Here is a 22,095-nt window from a genome sequence, read left to right on the forward strand (position 1 = left end):
CTGACAGGGCAGCGACGGCATTACGCAGTGAGAGACTCAGAGAAAAAGTGTCGCCACCAGCTCGGTGCGGTTGCTGACGGCTACCTTGCGAAACAGGTTGATCAGATGAGTCTTGATGGTAGGCAGGCCGACGCCGAGCTGGCGTGCGATCTCCTTGTTGCTGCGACCGGCCCGCAGCAGCTCCGCCACCTGCCATTCCCGCGAAGTCAGCTGCAAGGTTGGGGTAGAAGATAGTCGCGGGGCCACGGCGAGCTCGAACATGCCTTGCAGAGCTTGTAATTGCTCCAGCTCATGCGGCCCGAACACGCCTAGATCACACCCTCTCAACAGCGAGATTCCGGCTACTGGACGCCCCTGCTCGAAGGCCAGTACCTCGACGACATCGACGACTCCATAGCTCTGGAGGAAACCGTCATAGCGGCGATTGGAGAGGTCATCCTGCGCACTCATGCCCAGGCGCAGCGGCACCACACTGTGGCCGGTCAATTGACAGTTGCGTGGTTGCAAAGGGTCAACTCGCCGGTACTGCGACAGATAGCGCTCATGCATGTCCGAGTGCATCTTCTGCAGCAGGAAGTCGTGCGGTTCAAGCTGCGCGGCGATGCGGTAAAACACGCAACCGGAAGCCGGTATCAGCTGAGTGAAGGTGTTCAGGCAACGCTGCCCCAGTTCCGTACTTTGCATAGGAAGAACACTCGGTTTGCCCCTGACAGCCACGGAAGCTGACAGGGGCCGGGCGGAGAAATTACACAGCCGCCATATAGTGCTTGGTGAAGCTGTCGCTGAGTACTTCCCAGAGCACCGAGGTGCCCTTGGTTACGAACCAGCTGTCGCCGGCCTTGTAGCGGGTGCTCTGGCCGGTGCCTTCGTCGGTCAGGATGACTTCGCCGAACACCACGGTGGCCTGCTCATTGAACGGGTAGACCATACGGAATTTGCTTTTGGTCACAGCAAAATAGCCGGCGCTTACCGCATCGGTCGGGCCGCCGAAGGTCATCTTGCCGAAGGCCTTGCCCTCGCCTTCAAGGATTTCCGAACCCAGGTCGGCCACGGTGCCCCATGCGTCCAGTTCGGTGAGGGTGGTGCCTTGCTTGATAGGTGTCATATGCCTTTCCTCTGAAAATGCAGTGAGTGGATAAATCAGCGCCGGCCGGTCCAGTAGCCGGACAGCTGATGCCAGGACTTGCCGGCGGTGAGCAGCAGCGGACGGATCTGGTCTTTACCGAACACCTGGCTGCGCCGTACCGAGCTGATCAGGTCGTAACGCGCCGACCCCTCGCTCATGCCCTCGGCCAGTACCTTGCAGATGATGTGGCTGGGGGTGACGCCAAAGCCGGAATAGCCCTGTACGAAGAACACATTCGGGTGCTGCGGCAGCGAGCCGAGTTGGGGAAACAGGTTGGGGCTGCAGGCCATCGGGCCGCCCCAGGCCAGGTCGATCTTCACGTCCTTGAGGTAGGGGAAAATCTTCAGCATCAAGTTGCGGTTCCAGGCCTTGAGATCGCCGGGGATATGCTCAACCAGAGGCGTCGCCGAGCCAAACAGCAGGCGGTTCTCTCTGGTCACCCGGTAATAATCGATGACCGGACGGATATCGCTGTAAGCCCCGCGGATCGGGCTGATGCGCTCGACCAGCTCATCCGACAGCGGCTCGGTCATCATCTGGAAGGCGAAGGTGTTGATGGTGGTCTTGTGCAGCTCCGGCTCCAGCTTGTTGAGGAAGCTGTCGCAGGCCCACAGCAGCTTGCTGGCCTTGACCGAGCCCTTGGCCGTGCGCACGGTGACGCGCTCGCCATAGGTCACTTCCAGAGCGGGGCTGTACTCGAAGATCTTCACCCCATGGCTGGCCAGCGCCTTGGCTTCGCCCAGCAGCAGGTTGAGCGAGTGCACATGGCCCGCCCCCATATGCAGTAGCGCGCTGCTGTAGGCGTCGGAGCCGATGATCTGTTTGACCTCGGACCCCACCAGCAGACGGATTTCATGCTGCGGGCTGAGCGCCTTGAATTCCTTCTCCCAGGCCGCCAGAGTCTTCTCCTGGCGGGCGTTGAAGCCCATGTAGCCGTAACCGTGGCAGAAGTCGGCGTCTATGTCGTACTTCTCGATCCGACTCTTGATGATCTCGGCACCCTGATCGCTGATCTCGAAGATCGCGCGCAGGCCCTCTTCGCCGACATCCTTGCGAATCTTTTCCAGGTCATGGCCGATACCCGCCATGATCTGCCCGCCGTTGCGACCGGTGCCGCCGAAGCCGAGGTAGCGCCCTTCCAGCACGACGATGTTGGTAATGCCCTTCTCCGCCAGCTCCAGCGCGGTATTGATACCGGAGAAGCCCCCCCCTATCACCACAACGTCGGCCTCGATGTCCGCCTCCAGCATGGGGAAGCTGAGGTCGTATTTCTTGGTGGCTGTGTAGTAGGTGGGCGTTTCGATATTGATCATATGCGGCGACCTTATATTTCAATGGAGCGATGCTCGCTGGGGTAGCGGTGGCATCCAGCGCAACACTCTGCTTGCCCCTATTAAGAACTTAGGTATAAGCCCGGGTCTTGTCCAAGACTGCCCATCCCTTGACTGCTAGTGCCACGATAATTTCAATTGCTTGCCAGCAGTCCTTCCACACAGCGCACGGCGGCCTGCGCGCATTGAGTGTCCAATTGCTCTGAAGCGCCCGATACACCGATGCCCCCGGCTACGCAGCCGAAAACCAGGAACGGCTCTCCTCCGCCGAAAAGTGCAAGCCCTTCCTGCAACGGCAATCCCTGACGTACCGCTGGCGAACACTGTTGCAAGCGCTCCTCCCAGGCCGCGGTGGGCACACCAAAAGCGACTGCAGTGGCGGCCTTGCGTCGGGCAATCTCCCTACTCAGGCCTGGTGCGCCATCCATATGGGCCATATGCAGCAGATTCCCCGCAGCGTCGAGGATCGCAATACTGACCTTCACCTCCAGCGACTCGGCCTCGTTCAGCGCGGCCTGCAGTGCCTGCATAGCCAGCGCAAGAGAAATGCTGGTCTGCGTGTGTAACCACCGGGACATGGCTTGACTCCCAAGATGTAATGGATAGAATCCAAATCATGAATACATTAACGAATAATCTCTCATATTACAGCTACCGGCTCTCACCCAGCGGGCGGTAGCCGTGTGCATACCGATCCGCCTGAGGCGGATCGGATCCATGGGATTTCTGTCTCCTCGGGCACCACCAACCAGGAGACTTCCATGAACACCCCACAAGACCCCATCCAGTTCCTCCAGGAACGCGGTTTTATCCACCAGAGCACCGATCTCGACGGCTTGCGCGAGCACCTGCAGCAGGGCTGCGCGACCATTTACCTGGGCTTCGATGCCACCGCCGACAGCCTGCATGTCGGCCATCTGCAGGGGCTGATGGTGATGCGCTGGCTGCAACGCTTTGGCCATCGCCCGATCCTGCTGATCGGCGGCGCGACCACGCGCATCGGCGACCCGAGCTTTCGCGACGAGAGCCGGCCGATGCTCAGTGAGGCGCAGATCCAGCACAATATCGCCGGCATCTGCGAGACCTTCGCCCGCTTCGTGCATATGGGCCCGACCGGCAATGACGGTCTGGTGGTGGACAACGCCGACTGGCTGGACGGCATTGGCTACCTGCAGTTTCTCAACCAGGTGGGTCGGCACTTTTCCATCAACCGCCTGCTGACCTTCGACGCCGTGCGCCAGCGCCTGGATCGCGAGCATTCGCTGTCGTTTCAGGAGTTCGGCTACACCCTGCTACAGGCCCATGACTTCACCGAACTGGCCAAACGGCATGGCTGCAGCGTGCAGCTCGGTGGCGCAGACCAGTGGGCCAACATCATCAACGGTGTCGAACTGGCCAGGCGTCAGGATGGCCGGCAGCTGTTCGGCCTGACCATGCCGCTGCTCACCACCAGCGACGGGCGCAAGATGGGCAAATCTGCCCAGGGCGCTATCTGGCTCAACCCGCAGCGCCTCTCCCCCTTCGATTTCTGGCAGTTCTGGCGCAACTGCGACGACCGTGACGTCGGCCGCTTCCTGGCGCTGTTCACCGAGTTGCCGCTGGCTGAAATCACCCAGCTAGCCCAAGCCGAAGGCGTGCAACTGAATGCCGCCAAGGTGCGCCTGGCCTCCGCCGTAACGGCCCTGGTGCATGGCGAAGAAGCCGCGCAGCTGGCCGAGGCCACCGCCCAGGGGCTGTTCGCCCAGGGCGATGAGTTGCAGGGATTGACCACCCTCAGTGTGTGCAGATCCAAGCTCGCCGCCGGCTACTCGCTGACCGAACTGCTGGAGCAGCATGAACTGCAGCCCTCCCGCGGAGCCACTCGCCGTCTGGCCGCTGGCGGTGGCCTGCGCCTGGACGGTGAGACAGTCGTCGATGCCGACCTGGCCTTGCCCGCAGGCCGCGACAGCTGGCTGCTCAGCCTGGGCAAGAAGCGCCACTACCGCATCCAGCTGGAGGACTGATCATCGAGCATCCAGTGCGATCCCAGAGCAGCCTGCTAGCCGCCTTTACCCGCTGGCTCGGCTTCGATGAGGCCGGCGCAGCCCAAGCTGCCCGCCTGGCGCTGGCGGCCTGGTTGGCATTCAGCATCGCCGCCCTGCTCCATGTGCAGAATGCCTATTGGGCCGCCATGCCCATCTGGGTGGTGGCGCAACCCTCACGGGGATTACTGCTGGAACGCGCGCTCTATCGGCTGCTCGGTACCTTGCTCGGCGCACTGGCCGGCTTCATGGTACTCACGCAGGACTCATCCCTGCTGCAGCTGATACTGCTCGCCGCTGTGATCGCCATGTGCGCGGGCATGACCCACCTGCTGCGTGGCACCTCGGCCTATGCCTGGCTGATGGCCGGGATGACCGCAGCGGTGGTGGTCATCCCCTCGGCCCTGAGTCCGCAGGACAGCTGGGCACTGGCCTTGGCGCGGGTTGAATGCACGCTGATCGGGGTGCTGGCGGTGACTCTGGTGCTGTGGCTGTTCACCCCCAAGACCCGCCGCGGGGATTTCTATCGCCGGGCCCGAGCCCTGGCGGCGGATGCCGTCGACTTTGCCGCACAGAGTCTGACCGGCAACACCGATCCGGCCACCGAACTGCGCATCCTCAAGGCGCTTAGCGACATAGACAGCGCAGCGCGGCCCATCTCTGCCGGGTCGTTGCGTGGTTACCGCAACCTGCGCCATATCGACCAACTGCTCCTGGCCTCGCTCAATATCATGGCGGCCGGCCAGGCCATGGGCAGCCACCTACGCCCCGAAGCCCAAGCCGCGGCGGCGCTGGCCAGGCGTCTGCAACAGGTTGCCGAGCGGCTGCGCAGCGATGAGCCGGCCGGCAGCATTCTGCCCGCCCCACCCGAGAACCTGCCGCCCAGACGCCTCGCCCGTCTGGAGCAGGCCCTGGAGCAACTGTGCCAAGCCGCCGCCCAGCTGGCTCCGGCGGCATCACCAGCGTCTGCTGAGGCGCACGCGGCACCGGCACTGGTGCCTGATCGCGACTGGCGGCTGGCCTTGCGCACCGCTGCGACCACTGGCGGCGCGGCACTGGCCTGTGCCTTTCTGGCCCAGGCCTACCCAAGCCAGGCAACGGAGCTGGCGATACTCGGCGTGTGCATCTTTTCGATGTTGCTGGGCTCCATGGCCCAACCGCAGAAGCATGCCCCGCACATGTTGCTGGGCGTGCTGGCCGGCGTGACAGGGGCCACACTCTACCGCTTCACCGTGCAACCCCACGTGGACGGCATGCTGGAGCTAGTAGTGACCCTGCTGCCGTTCCTGCTGGTCGGCGGCATTCTGCGCGCCAGCCGCCGCTTCGCCGTGCCGGCAATCGACGCCAATATGTGCTTTATGCTGGCCAGCCAGGCCGGTATGCCGGTGGCCAGCAGCGGCGCAATCATCAGCAGCTCATTGGCGCTGCTGCTCGGGGCGGGCCTGGTCGGCTGCGGTTTTCTACTCTTTCCGCGCACCGTGCAACGCGCGCTGCGCCTGACCACGGCGGCCATCCTCGGGGATATTCGAACCCTAATGCGCGACACCAACGCCCTGAGCCGGGAACGCTGGCTGGCCCTGGCCGGCCGCCGGATTCTGCGTCTGCTGGCGCATATGGGGACCGACACGCACTCCAGTACTACGCCGCCAGCCGGCCTGCTGTCGTTGCTCAACCTGGGGCAGTCGATCATCGATCTGCACCACCTGGGCCAGCAGCCCGGCCACCGGGCCATCTATCAGGAAGCCATCGCCAGGCTGGCGGACTTCGAGCGTCAGCCGCAGGCGACCGCTGAGTTTCTTCTGCACCTGGCAGAGGACAGCCGCGACCGCTGGCTGACGGTGACGCTGCAGACACTGGCCCATGCCTTGCTGGCCAGCCGCAGCACGCTGCTGGCGCAACACCCAGGCGTCAACTCAGCACATTGACCTACTGCGTACGGGCCTGGGCACCGCCGAGCATGGATTGGATCTCCTGGGTCGCCTGGCGCGTGCTCTGCGCCAGCTTCTTCACCTCATCGGCAACCACCGAAAACCCGCGCCCCACCTCGCCCGCCCGGGCCGCCTCAATGGCCGCGTTCAACGCAAGCAGGTTGGTCTGTTCTGCAATGCCCTTGATCACGCTGACCACCTGGGCGATCTGCCCATAGGTGTCCTGGTTGTGTTGCAACATCTGTTCATGGGCCGCCTGGGCATTACGCTCATCGGAGATGTCGCGCACCGCCCCGATCACCCGATAGAGCAGCCCCTTTTCATCACGCACCGCGCGGCCACGCTCCCGGCACCAGATATAGCCGCGAGCCTTGTGGCGCATGAGGTACTCGATCACGTATTCACCACTGCCGGCTGGATCGACAATCTCTCGCTCGAAGAGCTTGGCGACGCCCCCCAAGTGATCAGGATGGATAATGCCGGCTTGGCTCTCCAAGCCATCGGGCAACTCATCACGGTTGTAACCCATCAGCACGCGAAACTGGTTGGAGATCCGCATCATGCTGCGCGGGTCGTCGATATTGCCGTTGACCACGGTGAAATCCCAGTAGCCTTCGGTCAACGTGGACTGAGCAATTTCCCATATCCGCGACTCCAGCTCGCACTTGCTCAACGCTTCCTGCTGCTCGTAGAGCTGGGCCTGAACGCTATCCAGGGTCATCTGCTGATGTTGCAACTCGCCGCGCAGCTGCAGCTCCCGGGCCAATGCTTGATCACGTTCCTCGGTCAGCCGCTGCACCTGCTCACGCAGCCCTGTCGTCTCATCCCAGGCCTGGTGCATAAGCCCGGCCAACTGCTCAAGGCCCTTGGCGAGTTCTGGATAGCGTGTCAGCGAGGCCGTGCCAGAAAGCATAACCCCGAGCCCGGCACCCAGATTGGCGATCTGTTGGCACAGTTCCCCGGCAAGATCACGCCCATTGTCACGGAAGAACATAAGCGGTTACTCCAGTTCGGTTGATAAAGGCTGACGTAAACGCTGTTGCTGTTTTACCGCCAGCCACTGCTGATCAATCACCCGTTTCTGCTCCGCCTTGAGCGGTTCGAGGAAATACAACCGGCGGCGCTCGCTCGCCTGGGGAACGAGAGCGGGAGCGCGCTGCGCCAGCTCCAGCATCTCCGGCAAGTCACTGCGCAGCGGCGCATAAAAGCGAGTCGCCAGGGTGTTCAGGCGGGCGTTGTCCGGCTGCAGCATGTAGTCGATAAAGCGATAGGCCAGTTCGGCTTGCTGAGCATCACGGGGAATGGCCCAGCTGTCGATCGTCAGCAGGGCCCCCTCCTCCGGTACCAGAAACTCCAGGCTGCTGCGCTGCGACGCCGCCAGCAGGGCATGGCCACTCCAGGCCATGGCGACGCACAGACGGCCGCTGACCAGGTCCTCGATATAGGCCTCGTTATTCAGTGAATGCACAGCGGCTGCCTGGCTCGCCAGTTGCGCGCCGCTAACGGCCAAACGCGTTGGCGAGGCCTCGAACAAACGCTTGCCCTGCAGATTCATCCACAGCGAGAAGGTCTCTTCAGGGGCGTCTAGCCAGCCCAAGCCACACGCCTGCAGACGCTGGGCGTAGCGCGGATCGAACAGCAAGCTCCAGCTCGATGGCGCGGTCTCACCCAGGGCCCGCTGTGCGGCCTCGCGCTCGACCACCAGCCCGACCGTGCTCCACAGGTAAGGCACCACATAGCGCCCCGCGCCGGAAAAACCTGCGAGCGACGCCAATAATTTGGAATCCAGATTGCCGTAGTGGCGCAGCTTGCCGATATCCAGTGCCTGCAAGCGGCCCTCACCGATCAGGCGCTGCAGCTGAAAGTGCGAAGGGGTCACCAGGTCGAAACCCGCTCCAGCGTCCAGCGCCTCGTCCAATTCCTGGGCGGTGGTGAAGGTCTGGTAATCGACCCTGATACCGGTATCGCGCTGAAAGCCGGCGAGAACCGCCGGATCGATGTAATCCTTCCAGTTGTAGATGCGCAGCGTCTGGCCATAGCCTGTAGCAGTGGAAAACATAAGCACGGCGAATAGCAGAGCTCTCATCGTCCGGATCCCTTGGCGTTGTTATGGCGTTATAAATAGCGCCATAACGCCATAACGTCTTGCCTGACCCTGCCGGATACTTGCTCGCCGCTGCCATGCACTCACAATGAAAAAACGCCTCACAAGAGGCGTTTTTCTAAACGGATTGCGCAGCTCAACCCAGGTCTGGCTCAAACAATTTGCGCTTCATGTAGAGTTTGACCCAGAGCGCCGCGATCACACTGACTAGCAACAGGATGCCGCCGGTGATCTTGTAGACCAGAACGGTCATCTCCGGCGATGGCGAGTTGTTCAGCGCCACATAAAGCATGGCGGCGATGCCGAGGAGCTGTGGCAGCGGGTAGAACGGCGTCTTGAACGGGCGCGCCAGGTGCGGCAGGCGACGACGCAGCACCAGCACATCGACATGCGCCACTATGTAGGCCAGCAACCAGCTGGTGGAAGCGGCGATCACCAGCGGGATCAGCGAATCGATGTCCATCAGCAGCAGCGGAATGGCAATGATCGCAGCCATAAACAGGATGCCGACCCAGGGGGTGCCAAAACGCGTGCTGGTGATTTTCATCTGCGGGAAGGCCTGGCCGTTTGTCGCCATGCCGTGCAGCATGCGCGGCACGGCGGCCAGCACGGTATTGACCGTGCTACAGGTGGCGGTCACCGCCATGATTGCGGCGATGATCAACCCGGCCTTGCCGAACACCGCATTGGCGTAATCCAGATAAGGCAGCGGCGAGGTGGTGAGGGTCTCGATGTTCAGGTAATGGGTCGCGCCGTAGACGAACAGCAGGAAGATCCCGAGCATGGCGCACAACGACAGCATCATCGCCCGCGGGATATTGCGCTGCGGATTGTCCACCTCGTTGATCATCGGACAGATGAATTCCACGCCGACCATCAACCACAGCGCCATGGCCACCAGCCCGATGAAGCTGCCGTTTAGCACCGGTTCGAAGCTCCAGCTCACCGCCGTACCGGCCAGTTCGGCATGGGGCTCGACCGCGCCGGTAACCGCACACAGACCAATGATGATCAACGCCGAAACCAGAATGAAGGCCAACAGGTTCTGCACCTTGGCGAACACATCGGCACCGAGAATATTGGTCACGACGAAGAAGCCGAGGATCAGCAGTGGTAGCACCAGCGGCGGGAACAGCCCGGGCAGCAGCTCGCCGATGATGATATCGACCAGGAACATCTCCACCGGCAGCGCCAGCATGGCCACCACTACATAACCGGCGAACACCGAGACAATGGCTGGGAAATGGCCGATGGCCTTCTGGGTATAGGTCGCCAGGGTGCCTTCCTGAGGAAACATCAGCGACAGCTCGGCAAAGCTCATGGCATTGAACTGAGCCAGAATAAAGGCGACGAACAGCGCGGCGATAAAGCCCATGCCACCGATGCCTATACCTTGAGTCGCAGTGATCATCGAACCCTGGACGATGACCAGGCCGACGCAGATGGCCATCATGGTCACGAAGCCCAGCTTCTTGTGCTGCATAGAGGTAACCCTCCCCGCCGATTTTGTTATTGAGGTAAGACCTGGGGCGTTGGTATCAGTCATTTTCTTTATTCTCCCGCTCGGGCCATTGCCGACCCAAAGGTGCCCATGGATGCGACGGCGGTTTCGCGCCGTGTCGTGTATCACTGTGCTACTGCGCCCATGGGAATTCTTGTACCAGGCTGCCGCATTCTTGTTCCGGCGTGTCAGCGGCGCTGCTGGCAGGCCAATAAGACGATAGGATCGACTTCAATTGCTTCTTCACTAAGGGTATAGCAGCCATGCACAACATCCTGATCACCGGTGCCTCCCGCGGTCTGGGCCTGGGTCTGACCCGGGCCTACCTGGCGCGCGGTGCCAGGGTTTATGCCGTGATACGCCGTGAGCCCAGCGACGAGCTGCTTGCCTTGAGCCAAGGCCACGCCGCCAGATTGCGCCTGATTCTCTGCGACCTTGACGACGATCAGGCCACCGCCCACATCGGCGAAGCCCTGCAAGGCACCCGCCTGGATCGGGCACTATTCAATGCCGGCATCTACGGGCCTGCCCATCAGGATCCGTGCCAGGTCAGCCGCGAGGAAATTGCCCAGCTATTTCTGAGCAACACCATCGCCCCCGTACGCCTGGCGCAGACCCTGCTGCCGAGTATCGGCGAGGACGGAATACTGGCCTTTATCAGTTCACAGATGGCCAGTGTCGAATTGGCCCGGGCCCAGGACATGCCACTGTACGGTGCCAGCAAGGCGGCGCTGAACAGCCTGCTGCGCAGCTGGAGCGAGGTGCCGGACATGTCCCAGGTGACACTGCTGGCACTGCACCCCGGCTGGGTGCGTACCGAGCTCGGGGGGGCCGATGCACCGCTGAGCGTCGAGGACAGTGTCAGCGGGATGATCGCGGTGATAGAGGCCGAGGCCGGCCAGCCGGGCTGCCGTTTTCTCGATTATCAGGGCCAGGTGCTGCCCTGGTAGGCAGCTGCGCCGTTTGAGCGCTAGTTCGCGGCTAAAGCCCCTCCCACAGGTGTGCACGAGCAGCAACGGGCTCCTGGCCTGAAGCCGGGAGCCCGTTGCTTTAGCGCGTAAGGAATGCCGTCAGCCGATGGCAATCACAGCCTTGAGTATGGCCTTGAAGGTATCAATCTGCTCTTCGCTGAAGGCACCGAACACCTTGTCCTGCTGCTCGCCGGCAATACGCCAGAGAGCTTCGGCCTGGTCGACCCCGGCCGGGGTGAGTACATACCGATCGTCTGCATCGGCCACCAGGCCCTTGCGCTTGAGAATATCCACCGCCTGTTCAATCTCGCGCACCGGCATCGCCACTTCACGCAGCAGGTCACACAGACTCAGGCCGGCATCGTTCTCCAGCACCATCAGCATGCGCGCCTCGCTGGTGCGCAAGCCGGTGGACAGTTGCCGAGGCTGGTAATTGCTCTGATAGCTACGCACCGCCTGGGTCATCAGGTAGTAGAGGTTGTGGCTCAGTCGCCCTTGAAAGGCGCTACTGGGCTGCTGCCCCTCGGTCTTTTCGGTCATACGGGTGTGCGGCAACACCATGGAGTAGGCACCCTGGTGATAGAGCAACGGCGAACGGCCGAAGTCGTCGAAGGCCAGCACCTTGCCGATCAGGATCCAGTGATCGCCACCGTCGATCTGTTGGTGTTTCTCACACTGGAAACGCGCCGCGCAATCGGGAAACAAAGGCGCTCCGCCCTCGCCCAGCTCATGGGTTACGCCGGCGAACTTGTCGTCACTCGGCCGGGCAAACTGGTTGGACAGGTCGATCTGATCGGCGGAGAGGATGTTCACCGCAAAATGCTCGGCACGCTCGAACACCTCATAGCTGCCGGAGCGCTTGTCGATGCTCCAGAGCACCAGCGGCGGATCCAGCGACACAGAGTTGAAACTGTTGGCGGTAACGCCGACCTTTTGCCCGTCGGCAGTTGCCGCGGTGACGATGGTCACGCCAGTGGCAAAATTGCCCAGGGCGCGGCGAAAGGCACGCGGGTCAAGAGCAGCAGTGGTGCTTGTCATGGGATTCTCCCTGGCTGCCGTCGAGGTTCGCGGCAGCGCTGTTATTTGGCGGTCGGGGCCGCGAACGGCCCCCATGCAAGGCTGGCGGGTTCAGACCATGCTCGGGTCCGGCTCCAGGCCCATCAGCTCACGGCCAAGGATCTGCGCACAGACGTCGTAGTCGGTGTAGGCATGGGCACCGGTCATGTGCGAGTCACGGAACAGCCGCTGCATCTCGCTGCTTTCGAACCAGCTGGTGCCGCCGGCAGCCTCGAACAGGCGGTCGACAGCCTGGATGCACATCTTCACCGCATAGGCCTGATTGGTACGCCAGAACGCCAGGGTCTCGCGGCTCGGGTACTGGTGGCGCTCGCCATGCTCGGCATGCTCCTGCCAGGTCTTTTCCAGGAAGGCGCGGGCGGCAGCGACCTGATGGGTCGACTCAGCCAGACGCATCAGCGCCGGCGTGGCGGTGCCGACGTTGACCCCGGTGTAGGCGCGCACGCGGTTCTTGGTCTTCTCCCGATAGGCTTCGAGCATGCGCTCGGCGATACCCAGGCCGATGGCCGCAAAACCACTGGCGAAGTAAGGCCGGTAAGGCGTGTAGAAAATCTTGCTGTCCGGGTACAAACCGAAGCCGGCGGAGCGGCCTTCCATCATGTCCTTGGCCTGCTGGATGCGGTGGTTGGGCACGAAGACATCCTTGATGATCAGGGTCTTGGTGCCACTGCCCTTCATCCCGGCTGCGAACCAGTCGTCGCGGATTTCGTAGTCGCTGCGTGGCAGCACGGCGAAGCAGTAGTTCTGGTTGCCCTCGGCATCCAGCCGACGACAGCCAACGATGGCCCACTCGGCGTGGTCGCTGCCGCTGCTCCAGCCCATCTCACCGTTGAAGATGACGCCGCCCTCGGTTTCCTCGACCTTGCCGAACGGCGCGATGCTGCTGCTGGCGGTGGCGTCCGGGTTATCGCCCCAGATCTCGTCCTGCAGCTGCTTGGAGAACATCGCCAGCTGATGGCTATGGGTGCACAGCAAGCTGAAGGCCCACGCGGTGCTGGCACAGGCACCCGCCAGGGCAACCACGCAATCAGCAAACTGCGGCAGTGAAATTTCCATTCCGCCATAGTGCTTGGGCTGGAACGCACGGTGCATACCGATACCCTTGAGCAGGGCGATATTCTCGTCCGGAGCCTTGCGATCTTTTTCGGCCTGGGCGGCATTGGCGGCAATCGCCGGCAATATGGCTTTCAGGTCTTCGAGAAGCGGATTTAGCTTTTTCATCTGGTAGGAGCCCTGCTTATTGTTAGAAAGTGGCCGCGTCGTCAGTCGTACCGGCTATGCGCCTGACCAGGCACTGCGGCCTCGGAATTCAGCACCCATAGCGCTGTATATCCCTGTATGCAGGTTCATTATGCTGAGGGGCAGGCTGGCTAAAAATGCACCTTCCAGACACTAAATTGCACTTTTCATGGCTTAACGACCAGGATCACCCGAATGGACGTTAACCTATTAATGAAATACCAATTTGCCTTACCATAGCGCCCCCAATCGCCCTCCCCATTCGCCATGAACAACCTGCCCAGCGCCTTGCGCGCACTGCGCCACCGTAACTTCCGCTGCTACTTTATCGGCCACGCCATCTCCACCCTGGGCACCTGGATTCAGCAGGTGGCTCTGGCCTGGCTGGTCTACCGGCTGACCGGTTCGGTGGCGCTGCTCGGCCTGACCACCTGCATGGCGTTGCTGCCGCAGTTGCTGGTCGGCCCGTTCGCCGGTGCCTGGATCGACCGCCACGACAAGCGCCGCCTGCTGATCCTGGTGGAAAGCCTGCTCGGATTGCAGGCCCTGGTTCTTGCGCTACTCACCGCCGGTGACTGGGTAACGCCGACGCTGTTGGTGGCGATGGCCACGCTGATGGGCGTGCTCAACGCCCTCGACACGCCGTTGCGCCAGTCATTGCTGAGCCAGTTCGTCGACGACCGCGCCGACCTGCCCAACGCCCTGGCCCTGAACGCCATGCTGTTCACCAGCTCGCGTTTTATCGGCCCGCCCCTGGCCGGGCTGCTGCTCGGGGTGTTCAACGAGGCGCTGTGTTTTGCCCTTAACGGTGCCTCCTACCTGGCCCTGGTAGTCGGCTTGCTGCTGATTCGCATAACGCCCACCGCCCGGGCGGGCGGCTCCTATCGCAATGTGCTGGGTGAGGGGCTGCGCTATGCCCTGGGTAACCGCCAGGTGCGCTCCATGATGCTCAGCGTGCTGGCGATCAACGTCAGCGCCTCCAGCTACGTGGTGCTGCTGCCGGTGTTCGCCAGGGACATCTTCGCTGGCGGCGCGACCACCCTGGGTTGGCTGTGGGGCGCGGCCGGTCTGGGCTCGCTGCTGTCGACAGTGTTCCTCGCCTCGCGCCTGGCGGTGGACAGCCTGCCCAGGCTGATCCTCGCCGCCAGCTGCGCCACCGCCCTGGCCCTGCTGGTATTCGCCTGGAGCGACCTGCTAGCGCTGTCGCTGGCGGCCATGGCGGTGATCGGCTTCGGCATCACCGTCAGCAACGTGGGCACCAATATCGTCCTGCAGAGCAACGCCCCCGAGGCCCTGCGCGGACGGATCGTCGCCCTGTACACCTCGATTCGTTTCGGCTTCGATGCCATCGGTGGCTTGCTGGCTGGGCTGCTCGCCGCGCGCCTGGGCGCGCCGCCGGTGCTGGCGGCTGCGGGGGTAATCCTGTTGGGATACTGCATCTGGCTGGGGCAGCGCCCCCGGGCAACCGCGGAGCCTGACAAGTCGCCAGCGGCTTCAGCTGACGATTGAGTTCGGCGTGGCAGACCTGTCCATATGGGCGAAACGGTACGCCAGCAGGCTGCCGACGCCGGTAGCGCCCATGACCAGGCTCATGGGCAGCGGCGTGCCGTCATGCAAAGCGCCGACCAGTGCGCTGCAGGCGGTGCCCAGACCGAACTGCAGCGCCACCGCCAGGCCCGCGGCCGCGCCCGCCTGCTGCGGGAAGCCGGCCAGCAAGCACGCCAGGCAGTTGGCACCGAGCATGCCGGTGACGCTGATATAGAGCACGACGCAGAATACTATCGCCGGCAGCCCGCCCCATCCGCTGACACCGAACAGGGCCAGGGCGAGCCCGGAAAGCGCTGCGATGGCCGTGCCCCAAGTGAGCATGCGGGCCGGCGTGAGGCGGGTGACCAAGCGCGCATTGAGCGTGGTGGCGACGATGATACCGGCGATATTCAAACCGAAAAGCCAGGCGTAACCCTGCGGGGAAACCCCGAAATACTCGATGTAGACGAAGGGCGAGGCGGTGATGAAGGCAAACATGCCGGCAAACGACAGGCCCATGCAGAGGCTGTAACCGATCGCCCGCGGCTGCAGCGCCATATAGCCGTAGGCCCGGAATACCGCTGCCAGCGACTGGCTGCGGGCAGCCGCTGGATGGGTTTCTGGAATCTTCAGGGCAACGGCCAGCAGGCATAGTCCGGCGAAGGCCAGCAGCACGATGAACAGCGAGCGCCAGCCGCCGACCTGCATCAGGTAGCTGCCAATCAAGGGCGCGGCCAGGGTGGCGAACATGGTCACCAGGTGCATGAGCGACAATACCCGGGCCGCATCGCCCAGGGCGAACAGGTCGCGCACAATGGCACGGGCCAACACCGAAGCTGCGGCACCGCCCAACGCCTGCAACAGACGCCAGACGATCAACTGCTCGACCGCACTCGCCAGGATGCAGCCGAGAGTGGCGACCAGGTAGAGACAAATGCCGCCCAGCAGCAGGCGGCGTCGGCCAAAACGATCGGAAAGCGGCCCGTAGAACAACATACCCAGGCTCAAACCGGCGAGAAACACGCTGATGGTCAACTGCACCTGCGCCTGAGTCGCCTGCAGATCGCGAGCGATCAGCGGCAGGCTGGGCAGATACATGTCGATCGACAGCGGCGCGAATGCCACCAACACCGCCAGCAGGACGATCAGGCGACGAGGTTGGGTGACAACGGGCATCGCGGAAACTCCAGGTACGCACCAACCGGGCCGCCCGCAGGCGGCCCGATTGGTGGCGTTATAGACTCAGCAACCACAGGCTGATGGCCGGGAACAGCGCAAGCAGCACAATCCTGACCAGGTCGGAGGCAAGGAACGGCAGTACGCCGCGGGCGGTTTCCATAAACGGCACATCGCCGGCCGCACGCTGGACGATGAACAGGTTCATGCCCAAGGGGGGCGTGATCAGCCCGATTTCCACCACCATCAAGGCGAGAATGCCAAACCAGATGGATTTTTCCGACGCATCCAGGCCGTAGAAATCCAGCCCGATGATCATCGGATAGAAGATCGGAATGGTCAGCAGGATCATTGCCAGAGAGTCCATCACGCAACCCAGCACCAGGTACAGCAGGAGGATCGCGACCAGCACCAGCATCGGCTCCAGACCGGCACTCTTGACCCATTCCATCAGCTCGATCGGCATCTGGGTCAGCGCCAGGCCAGAGTTGAGCAGGTCGGCACCCAGCAGCACCAGAAAGATCATCGCCGTGGTTTCGGCGGTGCCCAGCAGGCTCTTGCGCATCCCCGGCCAACGCATGCCACCCTGCAGCACGGCGAGAATCCCGCAGGCCGCCGCCCCTATCGAGGCGGCCTCGGTCGGGTTGGCCCAACCGCCGTAGATCCCGACTATCACCACCAGGAACACCCCGATCACCGGGATGATCTTGACCAGCGCTTTGACGCGCTCGGCGCTGCTGACTTTTTCCAGCGCATCGCAGGCCGTTTGTTCCCGCGCCACCATGATGCGCAGCACGATCATGTAGCCGAGCACCGCCAGAATTCCCGGAATGATCGCTGCGACGAAGAGCTTGGCGATGGACTCCTGGGTCAATACCGCATAGATGATCAGCGGTACCGACGGCGGAATCAGGATACCCAGGGTGCCCCCCGCGGCAACGGTCGCGGTGGCCAACCGCCCCGAGTAGTTATGTCGCCTTAGCTCGGGCAAGGCGACATGGCTCATGGTCGCCGAGGTGGCCAGGGACGATCCGCAGATCGCACCGAAGCCGGCGCATGCACCTATCGCCGAGATGCCGAGCCCGCCGCGCAGGTGACCAACAAAGGCCGCGGCACAGCGAAAGATCGCCCGTGACAGGCCGCCATGGGTGGCAAACTGGCCCATCAGTACGAACAGCGGAATCACCGCCAGGTCGTAATTGGACAGGCGCGAGTAGGCAAGATTGTTCAGCGTGAACAACAGCCCATTGAAATCGCCATCGTTCACCGCCCAGTAACAGAGTGCCCCGCCGGCCAGCATGGTGACGCCGATATGAATGCGCAACACCAGCATGCTCATGGTCACGGCCAACGCGATGAGGCCAAGGCTCAGGCCGCTCATGCCTCAACTCCAGGTTTGCGAATGATGTCGGTAACACGGGCAAGCGAGCACATGGCAAGCAACACCAGGCTGGGTACGATCAGCATCAAGGGAATCCATAGTGGAATGGACAGCAAGGTCGTGACATCGCCGTATTCGTGGTTATCCAGCAATTGCAGGGTGGTGCGCCAGGCGAGTATCAGCGCCGCGAAGCAGCAGAACCCATGCGCCAAGCCATCCAGCACGCGCCGCACCGCTTCTGGCGCGGCCAACGTGAAGGCATCGGCTTTCAGGTGACTGCCGCGCAATTCGCACAGCGGCAGGAACGCGGCAATGGCGATGGCGGCACCGACTTCCATCAGCTCCATGTCGCCGCGTATGGGCGTCGCGAACAGCTTGCGGCCGATGATCGAGACAAGAGACATGTTCACCAAGGCGAGCAGGATCAGGCCTCCCGTCATGGCAAACAGCTCAGCGATCCTTTCCAGGCCACGGCGAAGCAGGCCGTGATCCGCCAAGTCGGCGCTCTCGAAAGAAATAGACTCTTTCATCAGGCTTACAGCTTGACGCTGGAGAGACTGCGGACACCCTCTAGCAGCGCCTTGCCGTCGAGGCCCTTGGCAGAGACCTCTTCGGCCCACTGCTCGGGTACGGTCGCCGTGGCCTGCTGCATGGCCTGATAGTCGGGCGCGGCGATTGCCACGATGCTGTCTGGTGCAGAAGCTTCACGCGCCTTCGCCATCTCCTCGTCCCAGGCCTTGCCGAAGCGTATGGAAAGCGCCTTGCCGCTGTTGCGGTCGAGGATTTCCTTGAGGTCGTCGGGCATGGCATCGTACTTGCGCTTATTCATCAGCATGCTCAGCACGGTATAACCGAAGGCCGGCTGCCCCTCCTCGCTGGCGCTGTGAAAGCGAGTCACTTCGTCGAGCTTGGTCGGCGGCACCACCTCCCACGTGGCCATTGCACCATCGACCACACCTTTGGAGATCGCTTCGGTCATCTGCGCAGGCGGCATGCTCACTGGGGTTGCCCCCAGGCTCTCGATGGTCTTGGCGATGGTGCGACTGGAGGCTCGCAGTTTCAGCCCCGTGAAATCATTGAGGGTTCTGACTGGAGTATTGCGCGTATGCACGTCCATACCGCCATCGCCGAATAGCGCCAGGACCTTGTAGGCTTTGAAATCATCCTGGGCGTATTGCTCGTAGTAGTTCCAGATGATCTCGTTCCCCGCCAGGCCGCCGTAAGGCAGCATGAACGGCAATTCCAGCGCCTCAACCCGAGGGAACTTGCCGGCGGAGTAGCCCGGAGCAGTCCAGACGATGTCGGCGACCCCATTGCGCGCCATATCGGCCAGGGCGGCTGGAGTCCCACCCAACTGCATCGAGGGATAGAGCTGGCATTTGATACGCCCTTGTGATTCTTCACCCAACTGCGCACACCACGGCTCTATGACGTTGGCATGGGCATTGGAGTTGGCCGGCAGGAAGTGGGCAATCTTCAGGGTGACAGTTTCTGCTTGGGCGCTGACCGTGCAACCAAGGGCCACGCACAACGCTGCAATCTTGAGGGTTTTCATCGCTTTAGCTCCCGTATTGTTTTTATTGCCAGATGCCGTGGGATGCCTGGGTAGGCGAAGAGCAGCTCGCATGGTTAACAAGTTAACCTTTTGTCTGAAGCTGTCAACCTTGATTATCCCCATAGCGCCGCACCAGGACGCCGTACAAGGCCCCTTCACCTAAATCAACCCAATATATTTCAATAACTTAAAGAGTTTTAAATATATTGATAGGCCCTTCACGGCCGTAGAAATGATCGATAAAGGCTGTCAAAAAATATTGTTAAAGTATTAATGATTGACTATAACGACGCCGTGCTCGCCCCACAGCGGCCGCCCCCAAAAGCCAATCAAGGAATAACAACAATGACTCGGCACCCCGACCCAAAGCACCTGCTTTCCTGCTTGATCGCCACCCTGGCCTGTAGCACCAGTGCCACCACCCTGGCCGATTTCATCGACGACGGCACGGCTTCCCTGGAGCTGCGCAACATGTATATGAACCGCGATTTTCGCCAGACAGGCGGTGGCGAAACCCAGAAGGACTGGGGCCAGGGCTTTACTCTGCGCTATAAATCCGGCTTCACCGAGGGCTCGGTGGGTTTCGGCGTGGATGCGATGGCCCAACTGGGCGTCAAGCTGGACTCGGGCAAAGGCCGTAGCGGCACCGGTGTATTGGCCGTCGACCGGGACGGCACTCCTGCTGACGATTACAGCGAACTGGGCCTTACCGCCAAAGCGCGCCTATCCAACAGCACTCTGCACCTGGGCACCTTGCAGCCGACACTGCCGGTGGCGCTGTACAACGACACCCGCCTGCTCTCCAGTACCTATACCGGTGGCATGCTCAACTCGAAGGAAATCCAGAACCTCGACTTCAACGCCGGACGCCTCACCAAGGCCAACTACCGTGACTCGAGCAACCAGGACGATATCGGTTACGCCGGTGCCGACAGCGACCACTTCGACTTCGCTGGAGGTGCCTACGCCATCACCCCGCAACTGACCGCCAGCTACTACTACGGTGATCTCGCAGATATCTACAGGCAGCACTTCCTCGGCCTGGTGCACGTCCTGCCGCTGTCGAACAGCATGAGCCTGCGCACCGACCTGCGCTATTTCAAGAGCACCGACAACGGCAACCGACTGGCCGGAAAGATCGACAACGACTTCTTCAACGGCATGCTTACCCTGAGCAGTGGTCCGCACAAATTCAGCGGTGCGCTGCAGCGCCTGTCCGGGGATGGCAACTTCCCCTTCCTGCGCGGGGGCGACCCGTACTCGGTCAACCTGGTTACCTTCAACACCTTCACCAAGGCCGAGACCGATGCCTGGCAATTGCGCTACGACTTCGACTTCGCTGCACTGGGTATTCCGGGCCTGGGCTTCATGACCCGCTACACCAGCGGCAAGCACATCGAGCAGGGTGCCGTGCGTGACGGCCGCGAGTGGGAGCGCGACAGCGATCTGGTTTACACATTCCAGGACGGCTCGCTGAAAGGCCTGAATATCCGCATGCGCAACGTGACCTTTCGTTCGGGGGATGGCCTGAAAACCGACATCAATGAAAACCGTCTGATCGTTGGCTACACCCTGCCCCTCTGGTAAGCACGCTCGCGGCGGCGCGGCCGAAGCGTCAAGGGCGGGCCGACTCGGCCTCGCCCTTGCGCAGGCGGTACTCGCCTGGGGTGATCCCGGCATTACGGGTGAAGAAGCGGCTGAAATAGGCCGGATCAGTAAAGCCCAGCTGGTAGCAGATCTCGTTGACCGAACTGCCGGTGAACAGCAGCAGGCGCTTGGCCTCCTGCATCAGGCGGTCGAACACCAGACGCTTGGACGGCAGATCGGCGATGCGCCGACAGATGTCGTTGAGCCGCGCCTCGGTCACCCCCAGCTGCTCGGCATAGCGCTCCAGTGCCCAGTGCGCCTGATAGTTGGCCTCGATCAGGGCATTGAAACGCTGGAATATCTGCAGATCTTCGCGGCGCGCCGGCTGCGACTGGATCGAGCGTGTCGACAGGCGCAGCAGGCTGATAAAGATCAGCCGGGTCAGCGCCGCCAGGCTCAGCGCTCGCCCCGGTCTATCGTCGGCGAACTCGCTACGCAGCTCGTCGAACAGCAGGTTGAGACGCGCCACTTCGGCGTCGTACTGCGTATCCAACTCACCGACCGCCACGCACAGCGGGGCGATCTGCGGTCCCAGGGCCAGGCCCTGCTGCCCTTCCAATAGCGGCCAGATCAGCTCCTGGCGTACCGTGAGCACATGACCATCGCTGTCGGCATCGGTGACGAAGGCATGGGGAAAGGTCGGCGGGGTGAGGAAGAACATCGGCCCCTGCTGCTGGTAGCGCCGGTCGTCCAGGTAGACGCGGACCATGCCGCTCTTGACGTAATGCACCTGAAAAAAGCGGTCGTGGCGATGCACCGGCATGTTGCGGCCGAAGAAGTCCGCCAGCTTGCCAAGGGCCTCGTAGTGCACGTCGGCATCGGCGTAACGCTGGTCGTAAACCTGGCCAATATTGATGTTGGGGATGGGTTGCGGGTCGCGCATGCGCCTTACCCTCGTCGCGAGATCATGGCGGCGCGGCGCAGTGGCCGCGCCCGCCAGGCTCAGGGTTTGATCTGCTTGAGCTCGTTGAGCAGCCCCAGCAATTGCTGGAGCTTCTCCTCGCCGAACTGCTCCTGGATCCGCTGGTAGTTACTCTCCATGTCAGCACTCATCGACAGAAAGCACTCATGGCCCAGCGCGGTCAGATCGATATACACCCGACGCTGGTCGTGCGGCGGCTTGCTGCGGCTGACCAGTCCATCGCGCTCCAGCCGGCTGAGCACGCCGGTCATGCTCGGTTTGAGGATGCAAGCCAGCTCGGCCAGGCGGTAGCTCTCCATTTCGCCATGCTGGCGCAGGATGCGGATCACCCGCCACTGCTGCTCGGTCAGGCCATGCTGGTTGAGCAGCGGACGGAAGAAGCTCATCGCGGCCTCGCGGGCCTGGAGCAGGGTCAGGGTCAGGGACGGTCGGGTAACGGGCATGGTGAATTTCGGCTTCAAGGCAGTTGTGAATAGTTTAACGGTATCACTTCCAGCCTGCACAAGCGCTCACCTGCGGTCAATCAGATGGATCGTTCTGGCAGTCTGGAACATACCGTCGTGCAGGCAGAGTCAAGCCCACCCACACT

19 protein-coding genes and 2 pseudogenes are annotated in these 22,095 nt (G+C 62.2%); 5 read left to right on the forward strand and 16 right to left on the reverse strand.

The features are described 5' to 3' along the window. Nucleotides 1-36: 36 nt before the first annotated feature. The 4 genes from WMW70_RS08890 to WMW70_RS08905 all read right to left on the reverse strand — a co-directional run bounded on the left by WMW70_RS08890 (nucleotide 37) and on the right by WMW70_RS08905 (nucleotide 3,035). Nucleotides 37-684, reverse strand: coding sequence for a helix-turn-helix transcriptional regulator (locus WMW70_RS08890; protein ID WP_341437155.1), 648 nt, complete (start codon nucleotides 682-684; stop codon nucleotides 37-39). A 61-nt stretch (nucleotides 685-745) separates the two neighbouring features. Next, nucleotides 746-1,105, reverse strand: coding sequence for a cupin domain-containing protein (locus WMW70_RS08895; protein WP_341437156.1), 360 nt, complete (start codon nucleotides 1,103-1,105; stop codon nucleotides 746-748). 35 nt (nucleotides 1,106-1,140) lie between these two features. After that, entirely contained in the window at nucleotides 1,141-2,439 is a 1,299-nt protein-coding gene (locus WMW70_RS08900; protein ID WP_341437157.1) for an NAD(P)/FAD-dependent oxidoreductase, read from the reverse strand. A gap of 152 nt (nucleotides 2,440-2,591) precedes the next feature. Further along, nucleotides 2,592-3,035 carry a GlcG/HbpS family heme-binding protein gene (locus tag WMW70_RS08905; protein WP_341437158.1) on the reverse strand — a complete coding sequence of 148 codons (444 nt, stop codon included), beginning with the start codon at nucleotides 3,033-3,035 and terminating at the stop codon, nucleotides 2,592-2,594. 183 nt (nucleotides 3,036-3,218) lie between these two features. Between WMW70_RS08905 and tyrS the strand changes: the two genes are divergently transcribed. Then, a complete protein-coding gene (tyrS, locus tag WMW70_RS08910; protein WP_341437159.1) occupies nucleotides 3,219-4,460 on the forward strand; it encodes a tyrosine--tRNA ligase in 1,242 nt (413 codons plus the stop codon). A gap of 14 nt (nucleotides 4,461-4,474) precedes the next feature. Further along, nucleotides 4,475-6,403, forward strand: a complete 1,929-nt coding sequence (locus WMW70_RS08915) for an FUSC family protein (protein ID WP_341437160.1) — start codon at nucleotides 4,475-4,477, stop codon at nucleotides 6,401-6,403. 69 nt (nucleotides 6,404-6,472) lie between these two features. Here the strand turns inward: WMW70_RS08915 and WMW70_RS22080 are convergent. The 4 genes and pseudogenes from WMW70_RS22080 to WMW70_RS08930 form a co-directional block, all read right to left on the reverse strand. Next, nucleotides 6,473-6,614: pseudogene (locus WMW70_RS22080) on the reverse strand (methyl-accepting chemotaxis protein); the annotation flags it as partial. Between the two features lie 54 nt (nucleotides 6,615-6,668). Then, nucleotides 6,669-7,400 (reverse strand): annotated as a pseudogene (locus tag WMW70_RS08920) (PAS domain-containing protein); the annotation flags it as partial. 6 nt (nucleotides 7,401-7,406) lie between these two features. Next, nucleotides 7,407-8,492, reverse strand: a complete 1,086-nt coding sequence (locus WMW70_RS08925; protein WP_341437162.1) for an extracellular solute-binding protein — start codon at nucleotides 8,490-8,492, stop codon at nucleotides 7,407-7,409. 154 nt (nucleotides 8,493-8,646) lie between these two features. Further along, nucleotides 8,647-9,993: an APC family permease gene (locus WMW70_RS08930; protein ID WP_341437163.1), complete on the reverse strand. Its 1,347-nt coding sequence runs from the start codon at nucleotides 9,991-9,993 to the stop codon at nucleotides 8,647-8,649. Between the two features lie 281 nt (nucleotides 9,994-10,274). On the opposite strand from WMW70_RS08930, the gene WMW70_RS08935 reads away from it, so the two are divergent. Then, nucleotides 10,275-10,961, forward strand: a complete 687-nt coding sequence (locus WMW70_RS08935; RefSeq protein WP_341437164.1) for an SDR family oxidoreductase — start codon at nucleotides 10,275-10,277, stop codon at nucleotides 10,959-10,961. Nucleotides 10,962-11,081: 120 nt separating this feature from the next. Here the strand turns inward: WMW70_RS08935 and WMW70_RS08940 are convergent, their stop codons facing one another. Together WMW70_RS08940 and WMW70_RS08945 are read right to left on the reverse strand one after the other, a co-directional pair. Beyond that, nucleotides 11,082-12,020 (reverse strand): p-hydroxyphenylacetate 3-hydroxylase reductase component, encoded by a 939-nt coding sequence (locus WMW70_RS08940; protein WP_341437165.1) that lies wholly within the window; start codon nucleotides 12,018-12,020, stop codon nucleotides 11,082-11,084. Between the two features lie 90 nt (nucleotides 12,021-12,110). Further along, a complete protein-coding gene (locus WMW70_RS08945) occupies nucleotides 12,111-13,280 on the reverse strand; it encodes a p-hydroxyphenylacetate 3-hydroxylase oxygenase component (protein ID WP_341437166.1) in 1,170 nt (389 codons plus the stop codon). Between the two features lie 285 nt (nucleotides 13,281-13,565). On the opposite strand from WMW70_RS08945, the gene WMW70_RS08950 reads away from it, so the two are divergent. Beyond that, nucleotides 13,566-14,807 (forward strand): MFS transporter, encoded by a 1,242-nt coding sequence (locus WMW70_RS08950; protein ID WP_341437167.1) that lies wholly within the window; start codon nucleotides 13,566-13,568, stop codon nucleotides 14,805-14,807. Here the strand turns inward: WMW70_RS08950 and WMW70_RS08955 are convergent. From WMW70_RS08955 to WMW70_RS08970, 4 genes are read right to left on the reverse strand one after another with little or no spacing between them, the layout of a single operon-like run. Then, nucleotides 14,793-16,001 (reverse strand): Bcr/CflA family multidrug efflux MFS transporter, encoded by a 1,209-nt coding sequence (locus WMW70_RS08955; protein ID WP_341437168.1) that lies wholly within the window; start codon nucleotides 15,999-16,001, stop codon nucleotides 14,793-14,795. The two genes, WMW70_RS08950 and WMW70_RS08955, sit on opposite strands and share 15 nt — an antisense overlap. Before the next feature lie 58 nt (nucleotides 16,002-16,059). Further along, a complete protein-coding gene (locus WMW70_RS08960; RefSeq protein ID WP_341437169.1) occupies nucleotides 16,060-17,382 on the reverse strand; it encodes a TRAP transporter large permease in 1,323 nt (440 codons plus the stop codon). Next, complete coding sequence (locus WMW70_RS08965) at nucleotides 17,379-17,912, reverse strand: TRAP transporter small permease (protein WP_341437171.1); 534 nt, start codon at nucleotides 17,910-17,912, stop codon at nucleotides 17,379-17,381. Before WMW70_RS08965 ends, WMW70_RS08960 begins: the two co-directional genes overlap by 4 nt. 5 nt (nucleotides 17,913-17,917) lie before the next feature. Beyond that, nucleotides 17,918-18,937: a TRAP transporter substrate-binding protein gene (locus tag WMW70_RS08970; protein ID WP_341437172.1), complete on the reverse strand. Its 1,020-nt coding sequence runs from the start codon at nucleotides 18,935-18,937 to the stop codon at nucleotides 17,918-17,920. Between the two features lie 345 nt (nucleotides 18,938-19,282). On the opposite strand from WMW70_RS08970, the gene WMW70_RS08975 reads away from it, so the two are divergent. After that, nucleotides 19,283-20,524: an OprD family porin gene (locus WMW70_RS08975; protein WP_341437173.1), complete on the forward strand. Its 1,242-nt coding sequence runs from the start codon at nucleotides 19,283-19,285 to the stop codon at nucleotides 20,522-20,524. Nucleotides 20,525-20,552: 28 nt separating this feature from the next. Here the strand turns inward: WMW70_RS08975 and hpaA are convergent, their stop codons facing one another. Next, nucleotides 20,553-21,467 carry a 4-hydroxyphenylacetate catabolism regulatory protein HpaA gene (gene hpaA, locus WMW70_RS08980; protein ID WP_341437174.1) on the reverse strand — a complete coding sequence of 305 codons (915 nt, stop codon included), beginning with the start codon at nucleotides 21,465-21,467 and terminating at the stop codon, nucleotides 20,553-20,555. Nucleotides 21,468-21,526: 59 nt separating this feature from the next. Next, nucleotides 21,527-21,949, reverse strand: coding sequence for a homoprotocatechuate degradation operon regulator HpaR (gene hpaR, locus WMW70_RS08985; RefSeq protein ID WP_341437175.1), 423 nt, complete (start codon nucleotides 21,947-21,949; stop codon nucleotides 21,527-21,529). Nucleotides 21,950-22,095 lie beyond the last annotated feature (146 nt).

The organism is Pseudomonas sp. XK-1 (assembly GCF_038069885.1).
Classification (GTDB): domain Bacteria; phylum Pseudomonadota; class Gammaproteobacteria; order Pseudomonadales; family Pseudomonadaceae; genus Aquipseudomonas.